The organism is Bradyrhizobium sp. C-145 (genome assembly GCF_023375135.1).
GTDB classification, from domain to species: Bacteria; Pseudomonadota; Alphaproteobacteria; order Rhizobiales; family Xanthobacteraceae; genus Bradyrhizobium; species Bradyrhizobium zhanjiangense.
This window is the reverse complement of record NZ_CP088150.1, coordinates 9323971-9350108: the sequence shown is the minus strand read 5'-3', so window position 1 is coordinate 9350108 and position 26138 is coordinate 9323971. Positions and strand designations below refer to the sequence as shown.

The following is a 26138-nucleotide window of genomic DNA, read 5'->3' as shown; positions in this document are numbered from 1 at the left end:
CAAAACTATCATCGCCTCACCCACCGCTGTCATTCCCCGCGAAAGCGGGGAATCCAGTACGCTGCGGCCAATCGGTTTAATCACTGTCGTCTCGGAGTACTGGATCGCCCGGTCAAGCCGGGCGATGACGTTTGTGGTGCGGATGGTCCTTGAAAAAATACGCCTGACGAAGGATGTTCGGCTGATTTCAATCGCGACCGTCGCATCGCCCGATGACATTTGCTGCAACAGAACTGGCATTTCGCGCCGCGTCCGTGGCGCTGCTGCTTGTGCTAGGCGCGTCGCTCGTCTCTGATTTCGGACACGTGCTGGCAGCCCGGCTCGGTGCTGGCTTCGCGATCGGCTCGGCCGCGCATGCGGCGAGCTATTCGGTCGGCGTGTCGTCGCTGGTGCCGGCCTGGCATGCGCCGCTGATCGCGTTGTCGACGGGCAACATCGTGGTGTTCTGGCTGTTCACGCGCGCGCTGTTCGACGACGAGTTTCGCCTGCGCTGGTGGCACGGATTGATCTGGGGACTGGTGACCGCGTTCAGCTTCGTCAACTGTCTCTGGATCGCGCCGGGCGGAAACGTTCGGCTTGCCGTCACCATCGTCAATCTGATCGTGCTCGGTTTCATTGCGCTCGCGGTGGCGCAGACCATCAATTCGTGGTCGGCCGATCTGGTCGAGCGCCGCCGCCGCGTTCGCGTCTTCATTGTCTGCGCGGCCGCGCTCTATGGCGGGGTGAACGCGCTGCTCCAGATTGTCGTGGCCGGAGTTGAGGTTGGCGATATCGCCGACACGATCAATGCGGGCGTGCTCGCCTGCATCGTTGCGGCCATCGCCTATGCGATGATGCGCGTCGATGGTGCCGAGCTGTTTCCGGTTGCTGTGGAGGCCGCGCCGCCGCTGGTTTTGAGCCAAGCTCCGGCGGCAGAAGACGCCGCCGACCAGAAGCTCATCGATGCCCTGATGCGGCTGATGGCGGACGAGCGGATCTATCGCCAGGAGAACATCACCATCGGCGTGCTGGCGAACCGGCTGAAAATTCCCGAATACCGGCTGCGTCGGCTGATCAACCAGCGGCTCGGCTATCGCAACTTCAATGTGTTCCTGAACAATTACCGGATCGAGGAAGCCAAGGCCGCACTCGCCGATCCCGCCCAGGCCGAAGTCCCCGTCATCACCATCGCCATGGATGCCGGCTTCCAGTCCCTCGGCCCCTTCAACCGCGCCTTCAAGGCGGTGACCGGCGTGACCCCGACGGAATATCGGCGGCTTAAAGCGAGCACGGCGTGATGGGCTCTTCGCCTCTCCCCGCCTGCGGGGAGAGGCCGGAATTTGCGGAGCAAATTTCGGGTGAGGGGGAGCCTCCGCGAGTCGGTCTGTCACCATCCCCGCGTAGGCTCCCTCTCACCCCAACCCTCTTCCCGCAAGCGGGGCGAGGGGGTCCACCGTCCCCGGCGCGACAGACCAGCCCAATTTTCAAGCTGTTGGATCTGTTGCGTTATTTCAGAATCGATCAGTCCCGGCCAAATCCAGCCACGCCATTTTCCAGATCCGGCGAGCACATATCCCACGCCTCCTGCTTCGTCTTGGGCTTACGCCCCCAAGCCGGAGACAACCCGTGACCCGCCGCCGCAAGATCGTCCTCCTCACCACCATCGCCGGTGCCGGCCTCGCGCTCGGTGTCGCGCGCGCCGGCGACGTGCCGAAGGTCGCCACCGGCTTTGTCGCTGGCATCCTATGCTCCGAGACCTTCGTCTCCGGCCTCGATCCGCGGCGCACCTTCACCGAGACCAACGATGCGATGCCCGGCACCGGCCTGATCAGCTGGGCGATGGACTATCGCGTCGACCGCGTGCGCAAGGACGTTACGGTGACACTGTTTGGCCTCGGCCGCAGCCATGCCGTCTATCGCGAGGGGCTCGGCTGCACGCTCGCGCATGGCGAGCCGCTCGCCGAAGTCATGCCGCCGCCGGACGACAGGCAGCCCGCGCTGCTGCCCGAGATCGCCGGTCCGGCGATCGTGCCGCCGCAAAGTCCCGAGCTTGCTACCGCACTCGACCGCGCCTTTGACGAGCCGGCACAGCCGCCTTATCGCCGCACCCGCGCGATCGTCGTGATGAAGGCGGGCCGCGTCATCGCCGAGCGCTACGCCGACGGCATCGGACCGGAGACGCCGCTGCTCGGCTTCTCCATGACCAAATCGGTGATCTCGGCGCTGACAGGCGTGCTGGTGCGCCAGGGCAAGGTCAAGCTCGACGGGCCCGCGCCGGTCGCCGCCTGGAAGCATCCGGATGACCCGCGCTATGCGATCAGCGTCGATCAATTGCTACGCCACACCGCAGGTCTGGCGCTCGGCAGCTCGTTGCAGGCCTCGCTCGGCTCCGCCTTCGAGCCGGTGAACCGCATGAAGTTCGTGGAAGACGACATGGCCGCCTATGCCGCGAGCATGCCGCTCGCGACCGCGCCGGGCACGGCGTGGAATTATCACGACGGCAACACCATCATGCTCTCGCATCTGATCCGCAACACGGTTGGTGGACATCCCGCAGATGCGCTGCGCTTTGCGCGCCGCGAATTGTTCGCCCCGCTCGGCATGCGCCAGGTCACGCTCCAGCTCGACGCTTCAGGCACGATCGAGGGCTCGAGCGAGATGCTGGCATCGGCGCGGGACTGGGCGCGCTTCGGCCAGCTCTATCTCAATGACGGCATCGCCGGCGGCAAGCGCATCCTGCCCGAGGGGTGGGTGAGCTATTCGTCCTCGCCCACGCCGAATGCCTGGGTCGGCATCGGTGCCGGCTTCTGGACCAACCAGGGCGACAGCTTTGGCGCGAAGTTTCGCATCGCGCGCGGCTGGCCGCGCGATGCCTTCTTCGCCAAGGGCACGATCGGGCAGTACACGATCGTGATCCCCTCGGAGCGCCTGGTCATCGTGCGGCTGGGGCGTTCGCCGAACTGGCCGCCCGAAGCAGATGGCGTGTTCGACCTCGTGCGCGACGTGGTGGCCGCAACGCGCGAGAAGGGGAAGATAGCCGGGGCGGATTGAGAGCAGCGGCGGCTCTTCTTACCCTCCCCTGGAGGGCCCTCCAGGGGAGGGTGAGCATGCGCGCTCGAGCTATTGCCTCCCTAGCTCCGTCGCCTTCGCCACGCGGTCGAACCGCTCCAGCGTCATGATCGCATCCGCAAACTTCTCCGCGCGTGCGTTCAGCACGGGCCGCGCCAGCGTCAAAAACTTCTGCTGCATCGCCTTCGTGTCAGGAAACGAATTCGGCTCGCCCGAGGGATCGGCATACAGCCGCTCATGCACGCCATTGTCCGTCGTGATGCTGACGCGGGCGCCGAACGGATGGGTGCGGCCGATTTCGAGGCGGTCGTCCTGCACCACGTCGAACTTGTCGGCGAGGGCGTCGATGGCGGCATCGCCAAGGCGGTTGTAATCGTCCCAGCCGAATGAGCCCTGGTCGAGCGCGAGCGCGCCGGTGAAGAACATCGAGAACTGGCCGCCGACGATCGAGGTCGGATGCCGCTTGGTCGCGGCATCGCCGGTGAGCGTGATGCCGTTACGATGCAGGCCGATCTCGACGCGCTTAACCTGGTCCGGCGTCAGATTGTGCTCGCGCCGCATGGCGATCAGCGCGTCGATCGCCGCATGGGTGTAGCGGCAGCTCGGATAGGGTTTGACGCCGATCTTCATCGTCTCGTAGCTCTTGCCGAGCTCGGCCACCGCTTTGCCCGGATGCGCATCGTCGGTGTAGCCGGCGAGCAGGCCGTGCTTGCCCTCGACCGATTCCGTCGCGCCGACGAAATCGTTGCGCGCCAGTGTCGCGGCGATCACGCCGTTCATCGCGGCGGCGCCGACCTGGTAGCGCTTGTTCCAGGCGCCGTTGACCAGAAATTGCAGCGATCCGGCAGCCTGGCTGCCGGAGACGCCGAAGGCGGCGATGATCTGCTGCTCGGAGAGGCCGAACAGTTTTGCCGCGGCCGCGGCCGCGCCATAGGTGCCGGCGGTCGCGGTCGGATGGAAGCCGCGCGCATAATGCGAGGTTGGATCGAGGGCATTGCCGAGCCGGCAGCAGACTTCATAGCCCACAACGATCGCGGTCAGCACGTCGCGGCCCGACGCGCCGACCATCTCGCCGACCGCGAAGGCGGCCGGCACCACCGGCGCGCTCGGATGCAGCGAGGAGTCGGCGTGCGTGTCGTCGAAGTCGAGCGAATGTCCCAGCGCGCCGTTGAGCAGGGCCGCCACCGCCGGCGTCCAGGTTTTGCCGTCGCCGAACACGGTGGATTCGCCCTTGGCATCGAGCGCAAGCGTTTCCAGCGTCTTCAGCATCGACGGGGTCGATTCCGCCTCGCTGCGGGCGCGGATGGCGCTGCCGAGGAAATCCAGCGTCAGCACTTTGGCGCGATCCAGCACCTCCGCCGGAATATCCTGATATTTCAGATTGAAGACATAGGCGGCGAGCGTTGCGGTTTCGTGGGCCATCGTGTTTCCTCGTTTTGGCCGGCAAGTTAGGCGGGCTGATTTCGCCTTTCAAGCGGCCTTGCGGGGGCGGGCATCAGCCATGCTTTTGCCTGGCGCAAGAGGATCGGACCGGGACGTTGACGATGACACGCGCAAGAGAGCTGCTCGACCGGATCCGGGCGCGACGGACGCAATTGGGGCTGGCGATCCGGGTCACCGTGGCGGCGGTCGCAGCCTATGCCATCGCCACCGCGCTGCATCTGCTCTTGCCGCTCTGGGCGGTGCTGACCTCGCTGATCGTGACCCAGATGAGCGTCGGCCGCTCGCTGAAGGCGACGCGCGACTACATGCTCGGCACTATCGGCGGCGCCATCTATGGCGGCGCCATCGCGATCCTGATCCCGTACTCCGGTGAAGCGGGCCTGTTGGGGCTTCTGGTGCTCTCGGTCGCCCCGCTCGCCTTCATCGCCGCGATCAATCCGAGCCTCAGCGCCGCGACGGTCACGGCCGTGATCGTGCTCCTGGTTCCGACCATGCATCACTCCGATCCCATGACCTCGGCGATCGATCGCGTCAGCGAGGTCGCGGTCGGTGCCATCACGGGCCTGCTCGTCTCCTTCCTGGTGCTGCCCTCGCGCGCGGTGCGGCAGATCCGCGCCAGCGCAGCAAGACTGCTCGAACTGATCGCCGATGCCTTCACCGAACTGCTCGCGGGCCTCACGCGCGGCCGCGACAACGACGCGCTGCACCGGATCCAGGACGGCATCGGCACTGCCATGGTCAGCCTCAACGCGATTGGCTCAGAAGCCGAGCGCGAGCGCGCCGCACGCCTGTCGAGCGGGCCGGATACCGGTCCCTTGCTGCGAACCATCCTGCGGTTGCGGCATGACGTCGTGATGATCGGCCGCGCCACCGTGGTGCCGCTGCCGGCCGAGGTGCAGACGCGGCTCGCAGGTCCACTGACGGAGGTCTCGATGGTGATCGCGCGCTTCCTGCGTTCGGCCGCCGCAGCCTTGCGGGAGGGCGCCGGCGCGCCGCCGCTCCATCCGGTCCACGTTGCGCTCCAGCATTACGCCGAGGCGGTCGCCGCCGTCCGTCACGACGGTCTGATCCGCGGCCAGCCCAGCGACACCGCCGAGCGCTTCTTCGCGCTGGGCTTCTCGCTGGAGCAGATGCACCAGAACCTCTGCGATCTCGATCGCGTCGTCGGCGAGTGGTCGGAGGCGGCGGCCGACAAGCCCGCGCGGGTGGCGGAGTGAGCTAGCGCCGCTTCAGTCCCTTGCCCTGCATGCGCCAGAGCAGGAGGTCGATGCGGTCCTGGCCGAAGAACGGCTCGTTCTCGAACACGAAGGTCGGCACGCCCCAATGGCCGGAGGCGGCGTGGTCCTTTTCGTTCTCCGCGATCACGTGCTCATAGCGATCCGGATCGGCAGTGATCGCGGCGTCCATGGCGGCAAGATCGAAGCCGGCCTTCTCGGCCGCGCGCGCGAGATGATCGCCCTCGTTCCATCCCGCCACCGAACCGTCCCATAGCACGCGCGCGATCGCGTCTGTAAATTCGAGCGAGCGTTCTTCGAGCTGCGCCATCGCGCCCAGCCGGGTCAGGCGGTGGATGTAAGGCTGCTCCACCGCAACGTCGAGCGTCGTCTTGTCCTGCACGATCGGATCGGGCCTCGGGAAGCGGAACGGAATGCCCTCGTGCTGCGCCACGCGCGTGCTGTCGAGCACCACATAGCGAATGAAGTTCGGGCTGGCCTTCTTGAAGAATCCCGGCACGCGGACCGCGAGCGGGTAGACCGGCCGCAGGTTGACCGCGAGGTCATACTCGGCGACGAGCTTCAGTGTCTTGGGCAGGGCCAGATAGCTGAAGGGACTGCGGTAGGAGTAGAAGAGATCGACGGACAGCGTCATCGGGCCGGCTCCACGATGTCTCCCATCATGCTGCGGGCCACGAGCTTGTGGAACGGTACGATCAGCGTGAGGTAGGTACGCCCGAGCAGATTGTTGGTCCGCACCAACGTGGTCAATGTCACCTGATGGTCCGCCCCGTCGCCGGCGACGTCAACCACGACGCGGAAATCGAGATGGTAGTCGTCAAACCCGGCGATGAGCTGTTCCGGCGTTTCGCTCAGCACTGGAAACAGGCCGATCATCCCGTACGGAGCCGGAGCACCTTCGCCTGACGTCTTCAGTCCGAAGGGTTTCACCAGGATGTTGCGCAAGCGCGTCAGCGCATCGATCCAGCGCGGCCCGTGCAGCACCATTCGGGTGCAGGCCTCGCGGGCGCTCAATTGCGTCGCGCCGACCTCTACACGAAAGGCATCGATGAACTGCGCGCCTGATAGCACAGCGCCGGCATCGACATCGGGTGTGACTTCGCGAACCGAGCCTGTCATCCCGCCAGTTTGCGCGTCAGCATGCCAAAGCGCAAGATCAACAGGCCGGCATAAACGAACGATCCGATCGACAGCCCGATCCAGACGCCGACCGCGCCGAGGCTGGCGTGGAAGGCGAGGACCCAGGCGATCGGGAAGCCGACGCACCAATAGCCTGTTGCTGCGAACACAAGCGTCATCTGGGTGTCATTGATGCCGCGCAGGGCGCCGCCCATGATGGTCTGGAGCGCATCGGCGATGAAGAAAGTCGCGCCGACCAGCAAAAGTGTCGCGGTCAGCGCGACGGTCGGCGCGCTGGCCTCGCTGTTGCCGAAGAACAGCCGTCCCAGCTCATAGCGGCCGAGGATGATCGCGACAGTCAGGGCCGCGACGAACGCAATGCCGAGCACGGCGGCAACGAGCCCCGCGCGCCGGACGCCGGCCGGCTCGTTGCGGCCGAAGGCGTGGCCAACGCGCACGGTGGCGGCCATGCCGATGCCGAGCGGCACCATGAACAGCACGGCGGTGACCTGGAGCGCGATCTGATGTGCGGCGAGCGCGGTGGTCGAGATCAGCCCCATCAGCAGCGCCGCCGAGGAGAACAGGCCGTATTCCATCAGCAGCGAGAACGAGATCGGCGCGCCGATCGCGATGAGCTGGCGCATCAGGGGCCAGTCGATCCGCCAGAAATGGGCGAGCGGGTGATAGTCCGCGAACGGCTTTCGCCGTGCGGCAATAGTGAGCGCGGCGAGGAAGGTGCCGAGATTGACCAGCGTGGTCGCAAGCCCCGCGCCGAGCAGGCCGAGCTTCGGCACGCCGAACAGGCCGTGGATCAGGACATAGACCAGCGCGGCATTGGCGGGGATCGCGGCGAGCGTGATCCACAGCGGCGCCTGCGGCCGGTTCACCGCGCTCATCATGCTGCGCAGCGCGATGAAACCGAGCGCCGGCGCAATGCCCCAGGCCAGTCCGTGGAGGTAGCGCTGGGCCAGCGCGGCGGAATCCGGCGCCTGTCCGAGCGCGAGCAGGATCTGCTCGCCATAGAGCGGCGAGGCCATCATCGGCAGCGAGATCAGCAGTGCGACCCACAACCCGACGCGCAAGGAGCGGCGGATCAGCCTGCCGTCGCCAGCGCCGAAGGCCTGCGCGGCGAGCGGTGACACCGCCGACATCAATCCGAGCCCGAAGGTGAAGCTGACGAAATAGACCGTATGCGCCAGCGCCGCCGCGGCCACTGCGTCCTCGCCGAGCCGGCCGATCATCGCGAGATCGGTCGTGATCATCGCGATCTGCCCGAGCTGCGTCAGCATCATCGGCACGGCCAGCCGCAGCGTCTCGGCGAATTCATCGGCGAGATGATTTTGCAGCACGCCGGCTTGCGGCTGCGAATGACGTTGGACGGTGTCGAGCATGGCCGGTCCTTAGCACAGCCGCACGTCGAAAACATGGCCCGCGATCGAGATGCCTCTTCACCCTCTCCCCTTGCGGGAGAGGGTGGCTCGCCGCGTAGCGGCGAGACGGGTGAGGGGTCTCTATCCTCACGAGCGATCTTGCAAGTGGATAGAACCCCTCAACCGGCGCCATAGCCGAAGCTTTGCTTCGGCGTTCTTAAGAACGGCGGCCGAAGGCCGCCTATGCCACCTTCTCCCACAAGGGGAGAAGGAAGAAAGAGCCCTCAGCCCTTCCGTTCCGGCACGCGCTTGATCTTCGCACCCAGTGCGTTCAGCCGTTCCTCGATGCGCTCGTAGCCGCGCTCGATCTGGTCGGCGTTGTTGATGGTCGAGGTGCCCTCGGCGCAGACCGCGGCGAGCAGCATCGCCATGCCGGCGCGGATGTCGGGCGAGGTCATCGGTGCGCCGCCCAGACGGCTGGGGCCGGCGATGATGGCGCGGTGCGGATCGCACAGCACGATGCGCGCGCCCATCGCGATCAGCTTGTCGACGAAGAACATCCGCGATTCGAACATCTTCTCGAACATCAGGATCACGCCCTCGCATTGCGTGGCGGTGACGATCGCGATCGACATCAAATCGGCCGGGAAGGCCGGCCAGGGCTGGTCCTCCAGCTTCGGCACGTGGCCGCCGAAATCGTCCTGGATCTTCAGCGTCTGGTTCGAGGGCACGATGAGATCGTCGCCCTCGACGCGGCAGACGATGCCGAGCCGCTCGAATCCCATGCGGATCGAGCGCAGGTGCTCGACACCGGCACGCACGATGCGCAAGGGCGAGCGCGTCACGGCGGCAAGGCCGATCAGCGAGCCAACCTCGATATGGTCGGGCTGAATGGAGTAGGTCGCTTCCCCCAGCGTCGCCGGGCCGTGCACGATCATGGTGTTGGTGCCGATGCCCTCGATCTTCGCGCCGAGCGCGACCAGGAAATTGGCGAGATCCTGCACATGCGGCTCGGACGCAGCATTGCGCAGGTAAGTGACACCGTCGGCGGCGACCGCTGCGACCAGCGCATTCTCGGTCGCGGTGACGCTCGGCTCGTCCAGGAACACGTCCGCACCGGCGAGCTTCGGCGCACGGAATTCGAGCCGGTCGGTCGCGGTGACCTTGGCCCCCAGCTGCTCCAGCGCCAGCACATGGGTGTCGAGCCGTCGGCGGCCGATCACGTCGCCGCCTGGCGGCGGCAGCATCACTTCGCCGCAGCGGGCGAGCAGGGGACCTGCGAGCAGAATCGAGGCACGGATGCGCACGCACAGCTCGGGGTCGAGATCGGCGGCGCGGATGCTCTTGGCATGGATGCGCAGCGTATTGCGCGCGGTCCACTCCGCCGCGGCGCCGACCGAGCGGATCAGCTCGACCAGCGTCTCGGTGTCGCGGATCCGCGGCACGTTCTGAAGCGTCACCGGATGCTCGGTGAGCAGGGCCGCCGCGATGATCGGCAGCGCCGAGTTCTTGTTGCCGGACGGCTCGATCGAGCCCGAGAGCCGGTGACCGCCCTCGACGATGTATTGGATGGGCGCCACGGGGTTCTCGCTGTCCTGTTGGTGGAGCTGTTTCGGAGGCGGAAACTACAGAGAATTGAGCGCGGGAGCAATTGTGATGGCCGTGGCTCGAGCCCGCCCCTCGGGAGCTTGTGACAGGCGGCCCTTAGAACAACCCGACGATATTTCCGACCACGTAAAGGATGGCAATCAGGATCAGCGCGCCGATCATGACGAAGGAAATTTCGATCGCGATGGCGCCGGTGCCGAGCGTGGCGGCCACGGCGGCGAGGAGCCGCTCTTCACGGAAGATGAGCGCGAGCACCGAGAGCAGGATGGCAAGCAGGCCGAGCGAAATCGCGGTGACTGATGCGGTTTCACTCCAGCTTCGCGCCGCGGATTTTTCGATCCTGGGAGCCTGATACTCGACACCCTTCACCCGCGCCATCACGCGGTCCTTGATGCGATGTCCGGTGTCGACGATGACCTGCTCCGCTGGCGGCGGCGGAAACACGATCGGCACGACCCAACGCGGCAGCACGGCGGCCATCAGCGCCAGCACGCCGACGATGCTGCCGATGATGCCGAGCCGGCGGGATGGCGCGGTGGAACTGGTCATTGCGGAGCTGGTCATGGCGTGAGCGCTTCCCGGCCGGAATGGCCCGCGGGTTCATGCCACTTCGTCGCGCTGGCGGGAGGTGAGGTTCAGGGGAGGCAATGGGAACAGGTCCTCTTGCCACGAGTCGGGTGCGCTCCCTCCCCCGCTTGCGGGGGAGCGTTGGGGAGAGGGTGTCTCCACGATCGAGACAGTCCCTGAGATGAGAGAAGAGAGCCCTCACCCGCCGTGCTCTGCGAGCACGTCGACCTCTCCCGCAAGCGGGAGAGGTGCAGCGAGTGCAGATCAAACCCAACACGACCGGCGATCAGATATCGATCGTCGCACTCAGCGAATGTTCCTGGATGAAGTCGCGGCGCGGCTCGACAACATCGCCCATCAGCTTGGTGAAGATGTCGTCGGCCTCGTCGACCTCCTTGACCTTCACCTGGAGCAGCGAGCGCGCTTCGGAGTCGAGCGTGGTCTCCCAGAGCTGCTCCGGGTTCATTTCGCCGAGACCTTTGTAGCGCTGCAGCGCGATGCCCTTGCGCCCGGAATCGGTGACCGCCTCGAACAGATCGACCGGACCGTGCACCACGTGCTCGCTGTCCTTGCGCCGCAGCTTGCCGGAGCGGGCGTAGACGTCCTGCAGCTTCGTCGTGTACTCGTCGAGCTTGCGGGCCTCGGCCGAGCCGAGCAGCGCATCGTCGATGACAGCCGCTTCCTTGACGCCGCGCACGGTGCGCTCGAACAGGAACCCCTGGCCTTCAACGAATTGACCGACCCAGCCGCGCTCGACCTCCTCGGCCTGGTTGTCCAGCCGGCTCGCGATGTATTGCGCGGCGGCCGCGGCGTTCTCGGGATTGCCGTAGATCGACTTGTTCAGCACGCCGGTGATGGCGGCCTGCTCGACCACCTTGCGGTTATAGCGGCTGTGCAGATTGCGCAGGATGCTGCGAACCACGCGGGCGTCGTCGACCAGCGAGCGCAGGTCGCGGCCGGTGCGGTCGCCGCCGGTGCCGGGAACGAACACGCAATCGTCGAGCCCGGCGTCGATCAGATAATCCTCCAGCGCCCGCTCGTCCTTCAGATATTGCTCGGACTTGCCTCTGGAGACCTTATAGAGCGGCGGCTGGGCGATGTAGAGATAGCCGCCGTCGATGATGTCGCGCATCTGCCGATAGAAGAAGGTGAGCAGCAGCGTGCGGATGTGGGCGCCGTCGACGTCGGCGTCCGTCATCACGATGATCTTGTGATAGCGCAGCTTCTCGACCGAGAAGTCGTCGCTGATGCCGGTGCCGAGCGCGGTGATCAGCGTGCCGATCTGCTCTGACGACAGCATCTTGTCGGGGCGGACGCGTTCGACGTTGAGGATCTTGCCGCGCAGCGGCAGCACCGCCTGGAATTCGCGATTACGACCCTGCTTGGCGCTGCCGCCTGCCGAGTCACCCTCGACGATGAAGAGCTCGGATTTTGCAGGATCCTTTTCCTGACAGTCGGCGAGCTTGCCCGGCAGCGAGGACACCGATAGCGGGCTCTTGCGCGTCAGCTCGCGCGCCTTTCGTGCGGCTTCGCGGGCGGCGGCGGCCTGGATCACCTTGCCGACGATCATCTTGGCTTCGCTCGGGTGCTCCTCGAACCAGGCCTGGAGCGCCTCGTTGAGGACGTTCTCGACCACGGGGCGCACTTCCGAGGACACCAGCTTGTCCTTGGTCTGCGACGAGAACTTTGGATCTGGCACCTTCACCGACAGCACGGCGGTGAGACCTTCGCGGCAGTCGTCGCCGGTCAGTGCGATTTTTTCCTTTTTCGCATTGGCCTCGGCATAGCCGTTGACCTGGCGCGTCAGCGCGCCGCGGAAACCGGCCAGATGGGTGCCGCCGTCACGCTGCGGGATGTTGTTGGTGAAGCACAGCACGTTCTCGTGGTAGCTGTCGTTCCACCACAGTGCGGCCTCGACGCCGATGCCGTTGGCTTCGGAACGCACCATGATCGGCGCCGGCACGATCGCCTTCTTGTTGCGGTCGAGATATTTGACGAACTCCTCGACTCCGCCGGAATAGTGCATCTCCTCGCGCTTCTCGACCGCGTGGCGCGTGTCGGAGAGGATGATGTTGACGCCGGAATTGAGGAAGGCGAGCTCGCGCAGGCGATGCTCGAGCGTGGCGAAATCATATTCGACGTTCTTGAACGTCTGGGTCGAGGCCAGGAACGTCACCTCGGTGCCGCGCTTGCCCGGCGCATCGGCGACGATCTTCAGCGGCGCCACGGCATCGCCATGGGCGAACTCGATGTAGTGCTCCTTGTTGTCGCGCCAGATCCGCAAGCCGAGCTTGCTGGACAGCGCGTTGACGACGGAGACGCCGACGCCGTGCAGGCCACCGGAGACCTTGTAGGAATTCTGGTCGAACTTTCCGCCGGCATGCAGCTGGGTCATGATGACCTCGGCCGCGGAGATGCCTTCGCCCTTGTGGATGTCGACCGGAATGCCGCGGCCGTCGTCGCGCACCGTGACGGAATTGTCGGCGTTGAGGATGACGTCGACGCGCGTGGCGTGGCCCGCCAGCGCCTCGTCAATGGCGTTGTCGACGACCTCGTACACCATGTGGTGCAGGCCCGAGCCGTCGTCGGTATCGCCGATATACATGCCCGGGCGCTTGCGGACGGCATCGAGACCCTTGAGCACGCGGATCGATTCCGCGCCATAGTCGCTCGCGTTGGAGGGCTCGTTTTCGGCACGCGGCTGCCGAGCAGGTTCTGTCATGAGAGGCCTTTGAGATGTCGCCCGAATCAGCGGCGCAAAAGGCGCTGATTTGTAGGCTATTTGTGCCACGAAAGAGGGTTTGCGCCTAGCGCAAAGTATCTCCTCGCAACCCTTTGGGAAGATAGGGTTTTTGGACCGATTTTCAAGGCTTTCGAAAGCCGATACAGGGCGCTGCAAAAAGCGCGATTCGAGGGCCGGTTTGCACCTCGAAAAACCGTTGAATTTGTGGGAACGGAAAGGTCAGTTCCAGGGCCCTTCAATACAGCTGGAGCGGCGGCCACGCCTGACCGTCGCGCCCGACCGTGAGCTCCCAGGTATCGCCGGCGGCGATGGTGAGACTGTTCGCGGTGGCTGGATGGCCCGGCACGCTCAGTCCGTAAGAGTATTTGCCGGGCACGAGATCCAACGCGACCGCGTTCGCGCCGGCGGGGCGCGGGATGGTCCGCTCGTTGATCGTGAGCACGGCTTCCTGCTCGCCGATATTGCTGAACACGAGCTTCGCCTGGCCGGGGCCGGGCAGGACGTTTGCTCGGGTCGCCGCATCCGAATTCTTCTGCACGAGGTGGACCGAGGTGCTGCCGGCCTTGCGGTCGAGCTCCAGCGCTGCCGGCCCGATTGGGGAGACGAAGTCGAGGCGCACGTGGTCGGCGGTGACCACCGTGCCATCCTGTTCCTGCCAGCCGAGCTTTCCGAGCTCGGTGCGATAGAACACGAGGACGTCGCTGAGCCGTGCGGGCACGGTGGCTTCGAGCCTGGTCCGGAGCGGGGCTTCGATGCCCGGCATCACGGTGGTGTGGATCCCGCGATAGCTGTAGCGGGTCGGCGCAGGCAGCTTGGCATCCGGATCCAGCGTGAGCGCGGCAGAAAACAGCGGCGGCAGATTCGACACAAAGGCGCCGGCGCTTGCCGCGAGCAGACAGCTCGCGAAGAGAGCAAGGCCGCACGCAAAAACTTGCCATCGTGCCGGAGCTCGCACCCCAGGCCTCACCGTCGTCATGCTCACGCTCCAAGGATATCGCGCGAGTTGGAAATCTTGCGCGACGGCCGCTTCTCGCGGCCTCAGGCAGCTAGTCGCTGACGGAACCGGGCGGGTTCAATGTGGCGGCCTACCTTCGGGCGGAGACGCGTCCGCTCTCGACGTCAAAGATCTCGCCTCCCGCGCCGATCTCGGCGAAGGCGGCGGGGTCGGCGCCGGTCAGCCAGACCTGCGCGCCGAGCTTCTTCAGCTCCTCGAACAGCGCCGCGCGCCGGTTCGGATCGAGATGGGCGACCACCTCGTCGAGCAGCAGCAGCGGCACGATGCCGGTCATTTCGGCCACCAGCGTCGCATGCGCCAGCACGAGGCCGATCAAGAGCGCCTTCTGCTCGCCGGTCGAGGCATCGCGCGCCGGCATGCTCTTGGGCGCATAGACCACCTGGAGGTCGGTGAGATGCGGGCCGTCGGTGGTGCGGCCGGCGATGGCGTCGCGCGGACGGTTGTCGCGCAGGATCTGGCGGTAGCGGTCCTCGACCGACGTCGCGGTCTCCTGAAGCAGCGCGTTCTCCATCCAGCCGTCGAGCGCGATTTGTGCCGACGGAAACGCCGAGGCTTGCGCGCGCGTATTGAGCATGCCGGTCAGCCGTGCCGCGGTCTGGCCGCGCGTTGCGGCGACCGCGACCGCAAGCTCGGCGGTCTCGCGCTCGATCGCGTCACACCAATGATCGTCGTAATTGCGCGTCTCGAGCAGGCGGTTGCGCGAGCGCAACGAGCGTTCCAGTGCGTTGATCCGGCTGGAATGGTCGCTGTCGATGGCGAGCACCAGGCGGTCGAAGAAGCGCCGCCGCTCCGAGGCCGCGCCCATGAACAGCCCGTCCATCGCCGGCGTCAGCCACACCATGCGGATGTGGTCGCCGAAGGCGGCGGCGGAATTGACCGGCTCGCGGTCGATACGGCAGCGCCGGCTGACGGCGGCGTCAGTGCGCGGCGCATCGATGCCGGTGCCGAGCGTCGCCAGCCCCAGTGCGCCCTCGACCTGCGCCGACACCGCCCAGGAGCCGTCGCCCTGGTTGTCGGCGACGTCTTCCAGCGTCGCGCGCCGCAAGCCCCGCCCCGGCGACAGGAACGAGATCGCCTCGATGCAATTGGTCTTGCCCGCCCCATTCGGCCCGACCAGCGCCACCATGTCAGCCGCCGTCTCGAGCCCCGCCGCCCGATAATTGCGAAACTGCGTCAGCGTCAGGCGATGAATGCGGGAGGGGGTCATATCAGCTCGTCATTGCCGGGCTTTGCTTTCCCTCCCCCCTTGTGGGGGAGGGTGGCGCCTCACGCAGTGAGGCGACGGGTGAGGGGTATCTTACCGCCCGGCAAGCTTTGCAAGAATATCCTCCAATACGGACACGGATTGCTGCAAAACGTCGTTGTTCCAATAGCGCGCGACCGAGAAACCTTCTGCGAAAAGTGCGGCTTCGCGAACTGCATCACGCTGCGATCCCGCATGCTGACTTCCGTCAATCTCGATCACGAGGCGCTTGTCGAAACAGACGAAATCGAGAACGTAGTTCTTGAATGGAACTTGCCGGCGAAACTTGTAGCTGGAGAGCCGACGATCCCTGAGCAAGCGCCACATGGCCGCTTCTGCGTCCGTCGGTTCGTGCCGCATATTCTTCGCAAATTGGCGGAGACGTTTGGGGACTGGCCGATGGGACGGATCTTGCGGCACTAACCCCTCACCCGACCGACTGTGTCTCCTCCAGCCGAGCTGCCCTCTCCCACAAGGGGAGAGGGCATAGCAATGCGCATCGCGTTCGGCTCTAAAGGCAGTCTGCGTTGGCGAGGGAGCACCTCCCTCACACCCGCATCGGCATCAGCACGTACAGTGCGCTCTTGTCGTCGCGGTCTTGCACCAGGGTGGGCGAGCCGGGGTCGGCCAGCCTCAAGGTTGCGACGTCGCCTTCGATCTGGGCGGCGATGTCGAGCAGGTAGCGGGAGTTGAAGCCGATATCGAGGGCGTCGGAGGCGTATTCGACCTCCAGCTCTTCGGTCGCGCTGCCGGAATCCGGATTGGTCACCGACAGCACCAGCTTGCCCGCCGACAGCGACAGTTTCACCGCCCGCCCGCGCTCGCTCGAAATCGTCGAAACACGATCGACCGCGTTCTCAAAATCCTTCTTGTCGACGACGAGCTCCTTGTCGTTGCCCTGCGGGATGACGCGGCCGTAGTCGGGGAAGGTGCCGTCGATCAGCTTCGAGGTCAGCACCACATTGCCGATGGTGAAGCGGATCTTGGCCTGCGACAGCTCGATCGTCATCTCGGCCTCGGTGTCCTCGATCAGGCGCTGCACCTCGCCGACAGTCTTGCGCGGCACGATGACGCCGGGCATGCCCTCGGCGCCCTTGGGCTGGACCAGGTCGAGCTGGGCGAGGCGGTGGCCATCGGTGGCGACGCCGCGCAGGGTCGCCGCCTTGGCGGTGCCGGCGGCGTGCAGATAGATGCCGTTGAGGTAATAGCGCGTCTCCTCGGTCGAGATCGCGAACTGGGTGCGGTCGATCAACCGCTTGACGTCCTTGGCGGCGAGCGAGAACGAGTGCGACATGTCGCCGGCGGCCAGATCCGGGAAATCATTCTCCGGCAGGGTCTGCAGCGTGAAGCGCGAGCGGCCGGCGCGGATCGCCAGCACCGCGCGGTCGCCGTCGGCCTCGAGAACGATCTGCGAGCCGTCCGGCAGCTTGCGGACAATGTCGTAGAACATGTGCGCCGGCACAGTGGTGGAGCCCGCGGTCGCGGTTTCCGCGGGCAGCGTCTCCGTGACCTCAAGGTCGAGGTCGGTCGCCTTCAGCGACAATTTCGCGTTCTCGGCGCGGACCAGCACGTTGCCGAGGATCGGAATCGTGTTGCGGCGCTCGACCACGCGATGGACATGGCCCAGCGACTTCAGCAGTTGCGCGCGTTCGACCGTAACCTTCATTGCACTACTCGCCCGATCCCCAAGGAAAACACAGCGTTGAGAAGGCCGGGCAGCGGGACGCGCGCCACGGCACCGAAGACCCCGAAAAGCCGGATCATTCCTGCCGATATGATCAAAGCTGTCAGGGTCGCGCAAGGTGGCGCGGATGGCCCCCGGATTCAAGGGATCGGGGGCAGTTCCCCACGATTTACCGCCCAAACGAAGGCCGCTGCCCAGGCATAGATATGCTCCCTCGCCCCGCTTGCGGGGAGAGGGTTGGGGTGAGGGGGATTCTCCGCAGGGGAGGTGAGAGTTGGACACGCCGAGAGTCCCCCTCACCCGGAATCCGCGCTGCGCGCGCATTCCGACCTCTCCCCGCAAGCGGGGAGAGGTGAAAGAAATAGGCGTTTATTCCTGAAGCTGGCGCTTCAGCGATTCCACTTCCTCGGACAGCGCGGTGTCCTTGGAGACCAGGGCCTCGATCTTGCGCACGGCGTGCAGCACGGTGGTGTGGTCGCGTCCGCCGAAGCGGCGGCCGATCTCGGGCAGCGAGCGCAGGGTCAGCGTCTTGGCGAGATACATCGCCACCTGGCGCGGGCGCACCACGTTGGCGGTGCGGCGCGAGGACAACAGATCGGAGCGGCTGACGTTGTACTGTCGCGCCACCACGCGCTGGATGTCCTCGATCTTGATCCGCTTGGGCTCCTGTGGCCGGACCAGGTCGCGCACCTCGTGCTCGGCCATCTCCAGCGTCACCGGCCGGTTGTTGAGTTTCGAGTGCGCGAGCAGACGATTGATCGCGCCTTCGAGGTCGCGGCCGTTATGGGTGATGGTGCGCGCCAGATAATGCAGCACCTCCTCGGGCACCTCGAACGTCGCATGGTGGGCGCGGGCCGCGGCAACGCGCGACTTGAGGATGCCGTGCCGCAGCTCCTCGCCGAGCGAGCCCATCTCGACCACGAGGCCGCCGGCGAGCCGCGAGCGGACGCGATCGTCCAGGCTCTCGAGATCGGACGGCGGACGGTCGGCCGCGATCACGACCTGACGGCCGGCGTCGATCAGCGCGTTCAGGGTGTGACAGAACTCGGCCTGGGTCGACTTGCCCTGCAGAAATTGGAGATCGTCGATGACGAGCACGTCGATGCCGCGCAGCGCTTCCTTGAAGGCCAGCGCCGTCTGCGTCTTCAGCGCGGCGACGAAGCCGTACATGAATTTTTCCGCGGTGAGATACAGCACCTTGCGCTCGTTGCCGGAATTGCCGGCCCAGGTCACCGCCTGCAAGAGATGCGTCTTGCCGAGGCCGACGCCGGCATGGATGTAGAGCGGGTTGAACATCACGGGATCACCGCGGCGTCCTTCGGCGACCTGGCGCGCGGCCGCATGCGCCAGCGTGTTGGAGCGGCCGACGACGAAGCTCGCGAAGGTCAGGCGTGGATCGAGCGGCGAGCCGCCGAGCGCGTCGTGATTGGCCGAGACCGGCGCGGTTGCGGTCGAGCGCAGCTCCGGGGTGGGCACGCGGCGCGCCTCGACCGGGGCGGGCGCTTCCTTCGGCTGCGCGACCGGGCGCACCGCCGAGCGGACCGTGAGATCGATACGATGCACTTCCGGCATCTCGGCTTGCCAGCACGACAGCACGCGCTCGGCATAATGGGCCTGAATCCAGCTCTTCAGGAAGCGCGTCGGCACCGAGAGTCGCACGCTCTCGTCCTGCACGCCTTCCAGATCCATGCGCGCAAACCAGCTCGTGTAAACGTCTTCGCCGACGCTCGAGCGCAGCCGACCCTTCACGCGTGACCAGCGATCCTGTTCCATTGTCATCGTCAGAAAACTTCTCTTGAGAGATAAGGTTGCGTTGTGAGCGCCATGCAGGGTTCCTGCCGAAATCCCTGGGGTGGCGCGACCTCAAGCGAGTCCATCATCAGACATGGCTCGACCGTTCGGCGGAAATGCCGCGGGTCAGATCAGCGATGTCAGAGATGGAGGGGTCGCGAGGTCAGCGCGTACTCTGCGCGCCCTCACACGTCGGAGGCTGGTCGCTTGACGGATCGGAGACGGCATCGTCGAAAGAACGAAACTGTGTCAATACCGCGTTGAATCCGTAGGACATGATACCTCCCCGTCCCGCCGTGATTGCTCACGACAAGGTCCTGCGTGTGAAAAGACAGCCGCCCCTGAAAGCCCCAGTCGCGAATGCCCTGCCCGTCTGTACTCGCCGTTCGTTCGGCTTCGCCTCGCGTCTATCGGGGTAGCTTTACGACGTCTCTCATTTGCGCCTGGCGCGAGCGGGACAGTTGAGATCCCGCTTGGAGACATTCAGACAAAGAGCTACCATTCCCACATTGCTATGGGTTTCGAACCGACAATCGCTTGTTGAAGCGTCGCCTACGTGCACACCGCCGCCGATTTGCACGCTCGCCCCGTTTCCAAAACCGCGCTGGTCTCAAGATCGTGGGCGCCGCGAACGACTTAAGGAATACACTAAGCGGAAAGACTCGCAACGAAATTGATTCACACTTGAGGCACCAAAAAACTTGGTCTGCGTTAACGCCGCGCGCGAGTTGTTCACAGGCTCCGAAGCAAGTTTTTGGATTCGTGCGCAGAATCGAAAATGCCGCGCCTCGTGTGACAATTCTCCGCCTACGCCAAAAAACTTTTAAAAATTCGTCACGCACCCGACGCGCGAGCGAATTTTCCAAATGCTTGTCGCTGCTATGTTGATAAGTGATTATTGAGTCATCGCTTTTCGAGACTCGTTTTGCAGGGTAACTCCACGCCGAGACGCGTTCCTGTGAATCTACGGTGTGCAGAAGTTTCGTCGCCCGCGGATTCAATTCGAGCCCGCAGCACAAGGGTTTTTGCAACGCGGTGAAAGTTTCCGCTGTTGCAAAATTTCGGCAGTAAAACTACGGAACGAAGAATAGCGCAGACGTTGCAGATCTTCCAAACCAAAGATCGAACGTGCCGTGGCTGCTTGCGTGAATATGACAGCCAACAAAAAAGCCCGGCGCGATGCCGGGCTGTTTGGCGCGCCGATCGGATCGACCGATCGGATGATGGTGCGAGATTACTTCGCGAGCTTGGCGATCTGCGCGGTGAGGCGCGAGACTTTGCGGCTGGCGTTGTTTTTGTGAATGATGTTGCGCTGGGCGGCGCGCATCAAGGCCGGCTCGGCACTCGCCAGCGCCTTGACGGCAGCGGCGCGATCGCCGGTCTTGATGGCTTCCTCGACGGTGCGCACGGCGCCGCGCATCTGGGTGCGGCGCGACTTGTTGACGGCGGTGCGGCGGGCGATCTTGCGCGTCGCTTTCTTGGCGGAAGTGGTATTGGCCATGGTCTCAATGTCCTTTGCGGTACCGGTCGCGTCTTGGTCGGGTAGCGCCGGCTGCTTGACCGCTGAATCGACGCTCGGATTTAGGGTGTTCGGTTGCTGGGCTGTCCCGGGAACATGAGGCCTCAAAGAGCCTGCACCTGCTCAAAGAACAGCGGCGGCAGGATTGCGCCCACCGCCAGTTGGCGCCCTTATAGAGAGGGTCTTTCGCACCGTCAACGCTTTCGGGAGCTGGAAAACCGGCCTGAACGGGCTGGAGGCGGGCCGTAACGCCCTGAAGAGGTTGAATTTCTGCCGTCGCCCGGCTATTGGCTGGCAACATTCTGGAGGGTCGTCCGATCGCACGACCATGGCAGGTGAGGCATGATCCGCGGCTTTTTCCGACTGATTGGGCTGTTGCTGCTCGCCGGCGGGTTCATCTTCATGGTCTATGACGGCGCCCGCTGGGTGGCCGACCAGACCCTCAAATTCACCCGGTTCGGCCAGTTCTGGAACGACATCAATCAGGCCAGCCAGACCGCGTTCCGGACCTGGGTCGAGGCCAAGGCGCCCTGGCTCTGGACTTCGGTGATCCGCCTGGTGCTGGATCAGCCGGTCTTCGCCGTCCTCGGCATTCTCGGCATTTTGCTGATGATCCTGTTCCGCCCGCGCAAACCGCTGATCGGCTATTCCCGGGATTGAGCTTTCAATTCCGGGGATTGAGCGCGCGCGGGCCGCGTAACAAAGCTGCCTGTCGTTGCGTAGATGCCTATATTCCCACCTGATCGCGAGCACGCCGCCTGAGCGCTCGACCTCTTGAGCTCGCTCACGCGACGGACAGCTCGTTTCGGAGACCAATCATGCTGTTCATGCGCAAGACCACCGCGTTGCCGAGCGCAACTGAGGCGCTGCCCGGCCGTGCGCAAGCCATCCCCACCGCGACCACCCATTTCGTCAACGGCGCGAAGCTGCAGCCGCCTTATCCCGCCGGTCTCGAGCAGGCGGTGTTCGGTCTCGGCTGCTTCTGGGGCGCCGAGCGCAAGTTTTGGGAGCTCGGCGACGGCATCTACACCACCGCGGTCGGTTATGCCGGCGGTCACACGCCGAACCCGACCTATGAAGAGGTCTGTTCGGGCCGCACCGCTCATACCGAAGTGGTGCTGGTCGTGTTCGATCCGAACAAGATCTCCTACGAGAGGCTCTTGAAGACGTTCTGGGAGAGCCACAACCCGACGCAGGGCATGCGCCAGGGCAACGACGTCGGCACGCAGTACCGCAGCGCGATCTATACCTTCAGCGACGCGCAGAAGAAGGCCGCCGAGGAGTCGAAGGCGCTCTATCAGAAGGCGCTCGCCGCAAAAGGGATCGGTGCCATCACCACCGAGATCGCGCCCGCCGGCGAATTCTACTTCGCCGAAGACTACCATCAGCAATATCTGGCGAAGAATCCCGCCGGCTATTGCGGCCTCGGCGGCACCGGAGTGGCCTGCCCGATCGGAGTTGGTGTGAGCGCGTAAGCGTTCACTGCTGCGACAGGCTCGCTGCACCTCTCCCGCTTGCGGGAGAGGTCGCATCGCATCGCAGATGCAATGCGGGTGAGGGCGCTTTCCTCGTCGGGAATCCCTCTGTGGGGACACCCTCACCCCGACCCTCTCCCGCAAGCGGGAGAGGGAGCGCACCAGGGTCCTTGTCGCACTCATGCGTCCAACAACCCGCGCAACGCTTTATTAACCATAACCGGTGCAAGACTGGAGCCGTCTCGTTTCGAGGGATAGGTCCGGTGCCGGTTGCACGCGCGTTTCGATGGTCAATCTTGGCAGCGTCCCTGGCAGCGTCCGCCGCGCTTGCCCTTGGCGGCTGCATGCAGACCGCCGGCCCCGTCACGGTGATGCCGCCGCGCGCCGATCTCGACTCCATGGCCTATGGTCAGCCCTACAGCGCGCCGCAGCCGGTCGTCGTTGCCGACGGTGGCGGCGCCATTGGCGCGCTGCGCAATTCCTTTGCCTCTTCGCCCGCGCCCATGCCGGTCGGCTACGCCGCGCCGATGGCGGCGCCGGTGCGCTATGACTCTTCCTATCATCTCGACGCCGGCGACAGGCTTCGCGTCGTGGTCTACGGCCAGGAAGGTCTCACCAACAGCTATGCGATCGACGCCGGCGGCTCCATCACTATGCCGCTGATCGGTGCGGTGCCCGCGCGCGGCCGCACCACGGCGGGCCTCGCCGGCGAAATCGCCGCACGCCTGCGCAACGGCTATATCCGCGAGCCCTCGGTCGCCGTCGAGATCGAGGCCTATCGCCCGTTCTTCATTCTCGGCGAGGTCCTCGCGCCCGGCCAATATCCTTACGTGCCGAACATGACGGTCGAAAGCGCGGTCGCCATCGCCGGCGGCTTCTCGCCCCGCGCCAAGCGCGACGTGGTTACCGTCACGCACACCGAAGCCGGCGGTGCGATGCGCGCTATCGTCCCCCTCGGCACGCCGCTTGCGCCGGGCGACACGGTGTTCGTCGGCGAGCGCTGGTTCTAGGTTTCCTGGGCGCGCGTAAGCGGGAGCTATGATGCGCAATTGCGCATCAGAGAATCCATTCCTCCACCAACTCTGCCGCACGATGGATTCCGGGCCCGCGCTACGCGCGTCCCGGAATGACAGCTTAGGTGGTATCGACGATTTTTCTCCGCCCGCGACTTACCTTCGAAAATCCAGCCGCCCGTTCGGAAAACACCCGTCGATCCGTGTGGCATCCACCACGCGCCCGACCCATGGCCGTGTGATCGCCGGCGTGGTCAGGTTGATGTACTTGCCGACCAGGCGATCCGCGCCCTCGCGCGCCGCGTCGATCAGTCCGTGCCGGCGGCCATTGTCCCAATCGAAGCGCAGATAGAGGCGGCTTCCTGCGACGCGGATTTCTGCGCGCCCCTGTTTCCATCTGTCCGGCGTGTCGCCCGCAATGGTCGGATCGGCGCCACCGTTCCAGCGGCTCTGCCACCAGCCCTCGAGCGGATCAGAGGGCGAAGCCACGGATGCCCATGCGGCTGCGTTGACGTCGGCTGCATCGCCGGACAGCGATGCTGTCGCGGCATAGGCCCGCACCTCGGAATCGTCAGGCGACGGAACGTCCATGGTTCCGAACGGATTGCGGAGGAAGAGGTGCGTGATGGCGTGCTGCATGACGAAGCTCCGGCGCGAGTTGCTTGATCCGCCAGCTCTATCGCCGCGCGGCATGATGCAGCCACCCGATTTCTGCGAAGCGGGGCAGCGCAACTGTCTCCCAGTCATTCCGGGGCGCGCCTTAGCGCGAACTATGATGCGCAATTGCGCATCAGAGAATCCATTCCACCGCAGAGTCCGCGGCCTAATGGATTCCGGGCCTGCACCGCTTCGCGGCGCATCCCGGAATGACGGCGCGCTACTTCGTCAAATGCTTCGCGAAAAATGCCATGCTGCGCGGCCAAGCGATGTCGGCGCTGGCCTTGTCATAGCTCGCCCGCTCGTCGCAATGGAAGCCGTGCTGCGCGCCCGGATAGACGAAGACCTCCACATCGGGCCGCTTCATCTTGATGGTCTCAACATCGGTCAGGGGAATGCCGGCATCCTTCTCGCCGAAATGCAGCTGCGTCGGCACCTTCGGCGTCTCATCGGCAAAGCGCACGACCGCGCCGCCGTAATAGCCGATCGCGGCCTTGAGGCCCGACAGTCGCGTCGCCGCAACGAAGGCGACGCTGCCGCCAAGGCAAAAGCCGATGATGCCGACGGGGCCGACGCTTCTGGCCGCGTCGATCGCCGCCTGGGCGTCGCGCAGCATCGCGGCCCAGTCCGGATTGGCGACGAATTTGCGCGCCTCCGCGATTTCATCGGGCGAATAGCCCGACTGGAAATTGGGCGCGGTCCGGTCGAAGATCGACGGCGCGATCGCGACATAGCCTTCCCCTGCGAGACGGTCGCAGACCGAGCGGATGTGGTGGTTGACCCCAAAGATCTCCTGGATCACCACCACCGCGCCTTTCGGCGTGCCCAAGGGATCGGCGCGATAGGCGCCCAGCTGGAAATTGTCCGAAGCCGTCAGCTTGATGTCTTGTCCCACGCGGGTTGTCCTTGTTGGTTGATCATTGATTGAGAGTTCGGATTGCTCCACAAACTCGTCATGCCCGGGCTTGTCCCGGGCATCCACGTCTTGTCTCAGCGCGGAAGAACGTGGATGGCCGGGACAAGCCCGGCCATGACGATCCGGAATTGCCGGAATTGTCGGCGCGCAGCCACCCTCACTCCCACATCCAGTTCTCGCCGTAGTCCTCCTTCCATCCTGCCAAGCGTCCATGGCGGAATTGCAGGAACAGGCGGTGGCGATAGGGGATCAAGCCGCTGCCGCCGATGTTGCGCAAAGCGAGGTAGATCTCGTTGCCGGGACGTCCTCGCACATATTGCAGGGGCTGCCCGAGGGCGCGCGCGGTCTGTTCGGCATCCATGCCGAAGGCGAGCGGCGTATTGTTCGACAAGGTCGCGACGAAGGGTCGGCGCGGCGGCATGGTACCGAACGGCTCGGCCTGCGCAGACATCGATAGCAACATCATGCCAGCAGCCAGCATCATCAGCTTCATCGCCTACGTCCTTGCTTGATCGGCCTATCTCGGCAAGTTCTTCAGGAAAGGCTCGACCGCGTCAACAAAAGCCTTGGGCTGATCGATGTTGACGGCATGTCCGGCGGCGGGGATCACGACCTTTTGTGCGCCGGGGATCTTTGCCGCCATGTAGTCGGACGCCGCCAGGAACGGGGTGTCGTCGGCGCCGACCACGATCAGGCTGGGCAACTTGATCTCGGGCAGCAGCTCGATCACGCGCGCGTCGCGCTGGGTCAGCATGCCGCGCGCGGCGAGCGCCAGCCCCCTGGCGTTGCGATGGCTGGCGGTGGCGCGCTCGCGCGTTGCTGATTTCAGCACTTCGAGGCCTTCGCGATCCAGCCGATCGGCGGTGGCAAGCGCCCGCGCGTTCCAGGCTTCGCGGGCGTCGCCCTTCTTGAAACCGGGGCCGGTGTCGATGATCAGCAGCGCGCGGGCGCGCTCTGGGTGGGCGCGATAGAACGCGAGCGACATGTAGCCGCCGAGCGAGAGGCCACCGATGATGGCGCGCTCAGTGCCGACCGCATCGAGGATCGCCGCCATGTCGCCGACAGTCAGCGCTTCACTGTAGGCTTTGGGATCGTCGGGGTAATCGGACTGGCCGTGGCCGCGCATGTCCCACAAGATCAGCTTGTGGTCTTTCGCGAGCGCATCGATCTGCCCATGCCACATCGCCGACGTCGAGGAATAACCGTGAGTGAGCAGCAATGGCGGCCCCTCGCCATGGACTTCGTAATAGATCCCGACGCCGTCCCGATTGATCTTCGGCATTGTTTTCCGCCCTTTCTTTTTTGTTCTAGCCACGACTTCAGTGCTTCACCCTCCCCTGGAGGGGGAGGGTCGGCTCACATTTGAGCGCAGCGAAATGTGAGACGGGGTGGGGTGACAGTCTCTCCACGTCGAACAGTGTTTCTCGTGGAGAGATCACCCCACCCCGCTCGCGCTGCGCGCGATCGACCCTCCCCCTCCAGGGGAGGGTAGGTTCGTCGTTGGCAGCATTCTACTTTGCCAAGTTACCTGGAAGAAACTGCCTGAACGCGATGGCACGCATGTCAGATACACGTGCTGTTGTGTCCAGTGGCTGCGTCGCGCCGTTGGCGCGGCGCACAACGAGCAAGTGCAGAGCTAGCTTTTTCGAGTGCTTCCAAATTGCATTTGCCTCCGCGCGTGAACGCGATCAT

23 protein-coding genes are annotated in these 26138 nt (G+C 65.0%); 6 read left to right on the top strand and 17 right to left on the bottom strand.

Annotated features, from left to right (window positions below; all coding sequences use genetic code 11):
• Nucleotides 1-212 precede the first annotated feature (212 nt).
• On the top strand, nucleotides 213-1277 hold the full coding sequence (locus LRP30_RS44000) for a helix-turn-helix domain-containing protein (protein WP_249758871.1): 1065 nt from the start codon (nucleotides 213-215) through the stop codon (nucleotides 1275-1277).
• 328 nt (nucleotides 1278-1605) lie between these two features.
• The gene (locus LRP30_RS43995; protein WP_249758870.1) at nucleotides 1606-3030 is read left to right on the top strand and encodes a serine hydrolase; all 1425 of its coding nucleotides are present in this window, start codon (nucleotides 1606-1608) and stop codon (nucleotides 3028-3030) included.
• A 69-nt stretch (nucleotides 3031-3099) separates the two neighbouring features.
• Here the strand turns inward: LRP30_RS43995 and LRP30_RS43990 are convergent, their stop codons facing one another.
• A complete protein-coding gene (locus LRP30_RS43990) occupies nucleotides 3100-4470 on the bottom strand; it encodes an MmgE/PrpD family protein (RefSeq protein ID WP_249758869.1) in 1371 nt (456 codons plus the stop codon).
• A 122-nt stretch (nucleotides 4471-4592) separates the two neighbouring features.
• Here LRP30_RS43990 and LRP30_RS43985 point away from each other — a divergent pair, with 122 nt between their 5' ends.
• Complete coding sequence (locus LRP30_RS43985) at nucleotides 4593-5708, top strand: FUSC family protein (protein ID WP_249758868.1); 1116 nt, start codon at nucleotides 4593-4595, stop codon at nucleotides 5706-5708.
• A gap of 1 nt (nucleotide 5709) precedes the next feature.
• Here the strand turns inward: LRP30_RS43985 and LRP30_RS43980 are convergent, their stop codons facing one another.
• The 12 genes from LRP30_RS43980 to rpsT all read right to left on the bottom strand — a co-directional run bounded on the left by LRP30_RS43980 (nucleotide 5710) and on the right by rpsT (nucleotide 20367).
• Complete coding sequence (locus LRP30_RS43980; protein WP_249758867.1) at nucleotides 5710-6360, bottom strand: 2-hydroxychromene-2-carboxylate isomerase; 651 nt, start codon at nucleotides 6358-6360, stop codon at nucleotides 5710-5712.
• Nucleotides 6357-6845, bottom strand: coding sequence for a DUF2867 domain-containing protein (locus LRP30_RS43975; protein WP_249758866.1), 489 nt, complete (start codon nucleotides 6843-6845; stop codon nucleotides 6357-6359). The genes LRP30_RS43980 and LRP30_RS43975 overlap by 4 nt, the downstream gene beginning before the upstream one ends.
• Nucleotides 6842-8236, bottom strand: a complete 1395-nt coding sequence (locus tag LRP30_RS43970; protein WP_249758865.1) for an MATE family efflux transporter — start codon at nucleotides 8234-8236, stop codon at nucleotides 6842-6844. Before LRP30_RS43970 ends, LRP30_RS43975 begins: the two co-directional genes overlap by 4 nt.
• Before the next feature lie 263 nt (nucleotides 8237-8499).
• The gene (murA, locus tag LRP30_RS43965; protein ID WP_249758864.1) at nucleotides 8500-9795 is read right to left on the bottom strand and encodes a UDP-N-acetylglucosamine 1-carboxyvinyltransferase; all 1296 of its coding nucleotides are present in this window, start codon (nucleotides 9793-9795) and stop codon (nucleotides 8500-8502) included.
• Between the two features lie 124 nt (nucleotides 9796-9919).
• Nucleotides 9920-10387, bottom strand: coding sequence for a hypothetical protein (locus LRP30_RS43960; protein ID WP_249758863.1), 468 nt, complete (start codon nucleotides 10385-10387; stop codon nucleotides 9920-9922).
• Nucleotides 10388-10676: 289 nt separating this feature from the next.
• On the bottom strand, nucleotides 10677-13112 hold the full coding sequence (gyrB, locus tag LRP30_RS43955) for a DNA topoisomerase (ATP-hydrolyzing) subunit B (RefSeq protein ID WP_249758862.1): 2436 nt from the start codon (nucleotides 13110-13112) through the stop codon (nucleotides 10677-10679).
• A gap of 256 nt (nucleotides 13113-13368) precedes the next feature.
• Nucleotides 13369-14109 carry a hypothetical protein gene (locus LRP30_RS43950; RefSeq protein ID WP_249758861.1) on the bottom strand — a complete coding sequence of 247 codons (741 nt, stop codon included), beginning with the start codon at nucleotides 14107-14109 and terminating at the stop codon, nucleotides 13369-13371.
• 109 nt (nucleotides 14110-14218) lie between these two features.
• Nucleotides 14219-15355 (bottom strand): DNA replication/repair protein RecF, encoded by a 1137-nt coding sequence (recF, locus tag LRP30_RS43945; protein WP_128930361.1) that lies wholly within the window; start codon nucleotides 15353-15355, stop codon nucleotides 14219-14221.
• A gap of 90 nt (nucleotides 15356-15445) precedes the next feature.
• Nucleotides 15446-15811, bottom strand: coding sequence for a DUF559 domain-containing protein (locus LRP30_RS43940; RefSeq protein ID WP_128930360.1), 366 nt, complete (start codon nucleotides 15809-15811; stop codon nucleotides 15446-15448).
• A 127-nt stretch (nucleotides 15812-15938) separates the two neighbouring features.
• Nucleotides 15939-17057: a DNA polymerase III subunit beta gene (gene dnaN / locus LRP30_RS43935; protein ID WP_091898217.1), complete on the bottom strand. Its 1119-nt coding sequence runs from the start codon at nucleotides 17055-17057 to the stop codon at nucleotides 15939-15941.
• 387 nt (nucleotides 17058-17444) lie between these two features.
• The gene (gene dnaA / locus LRP30_RS43930) at nucleotides 17445-18854 is read right to left on the bottom strand and encodes a chromosomal replication initiator protein DnaA (protein WP_249758860.1); all 1410 of its coding nucleotides are present in this window, start codon (nucleotides 18852-18854) and stop codon (nucleotides 17445-17447) included.
• 1246 nt (nucleotides 18855-20100) lie between these two features.
• Nucleotides 20101-20367 (bottom strand): 30S ribosomal protein S20, encoded by a 267-nt coding sequence (gene rpsT, locus LRP30_RS43925; protein WP_028178125.1) that lies wholly within the window; start codon nucleotides 20365-20367, stop codon nucleotides 20101-20103.
• Between the two features lie 360 nt (nucleotides 20368-20727).
• On the opposite strand from rpsT, the gene LRP30_RS43920 reads away from it, so the two are divergent.
• The 3 genes from LRP30_RS43920 to LRP30_RS43910 all read left to right on the top strand — a co-directional run bounded on the left by LRP30_RS43920 (nucleotide 20728) and on the right by LRP30_RS43910 (nucleotide 22870).
• Entirely contained in the window at nucleotides 20728-21045 is a 318-nt protein-coding gene (locus tag LRP30_RS43920; RefSeq protein ID WP_091898220.1) for a hypothetical protein, read from the top strand.
• Between the two features lie 158 nt (nucleotides 21046-21203).
• A complete protein-coding gene (msrA, locus tag LRP30_RS43915) occupies nucleotides 21204-21860 on the top strand; it encodes a peptide-methionine (S)-S-oxide reductase MsrA (RefSeq protein ID WP_249758859.1) in 657 nt (218 codons plus the stop codon).
• A gap of 263 nt (nucleotides 21861-22123) precedes the next feature.
• Nucleotides 22124-22870, top strand: coding sequence for a polysaccharide biosynthesis/export family protein (locus LRP30_RS43910; protein ID WP_249758858.1), 747 nt, complete (start codon nucleotides 22124-22126; stop codon nucleotides 22868-22870).
• A gap of 159 nt (nucleotides 22871-23029) precedes the next feature.
• Here the strand turns inward: LRP30_RS43910 and LRP30_RS43905 are convergent, their stop codons facing one another.
• The 4 genes from LRP30_RS43905 to LRP30_RS43890 form a co-directional block, all read right to left on the bottom strand.
• Nucleotides 23030-23512 (bottom strand): hypothetical protein, encoded by a 483-nt coding sequence (locus LRP30_RS43905; RefSeq protein WP_249758857.1) that lies wholly within the window; start codon nucleotides 23510-23512, stop codon nucleotides 23030-23032.
• Nucleotides 23513-23750: 238 nt separating this feature from the next.
• Nucleotides 23751-24425: a dienelactone hydrolase family protein gene (locus LRP30_RS43900; protein ID WP_249758856.1), complete on the bottom strand. Its 675-nt coding sequence runs from the start codon at nucleotides 24423-24425 to the stop codon at nucleotides 23751-23753.
• 178 nt (nucleotides 24426-24603) lie between these two features.
• Nucleotides 24604-24939 (bottom strand): hypothetical protein, encoded by a 336-nt coding sequence (locus LRP30_RS43895; protein WP_128947860.1) that lies wholly within the window; start codon nucleotides 24937-24939, stop codon nucleotides 24604-24606.
• Nucleotides 24940-24963: 24 nt separating this feature from the next.
• A complete protein-coding gene (locus LRP30_RS43890) occupies nucleotides 24964-25728 on the bottom strand; it encodes an alpha/beta fold hydrolase (protein WP_249758855.1) in 765 nt (254 codons plus the stop codon).
• Between the last annotated feature and the right edge of the window lie 410 nt (nucleotides 25729-26138).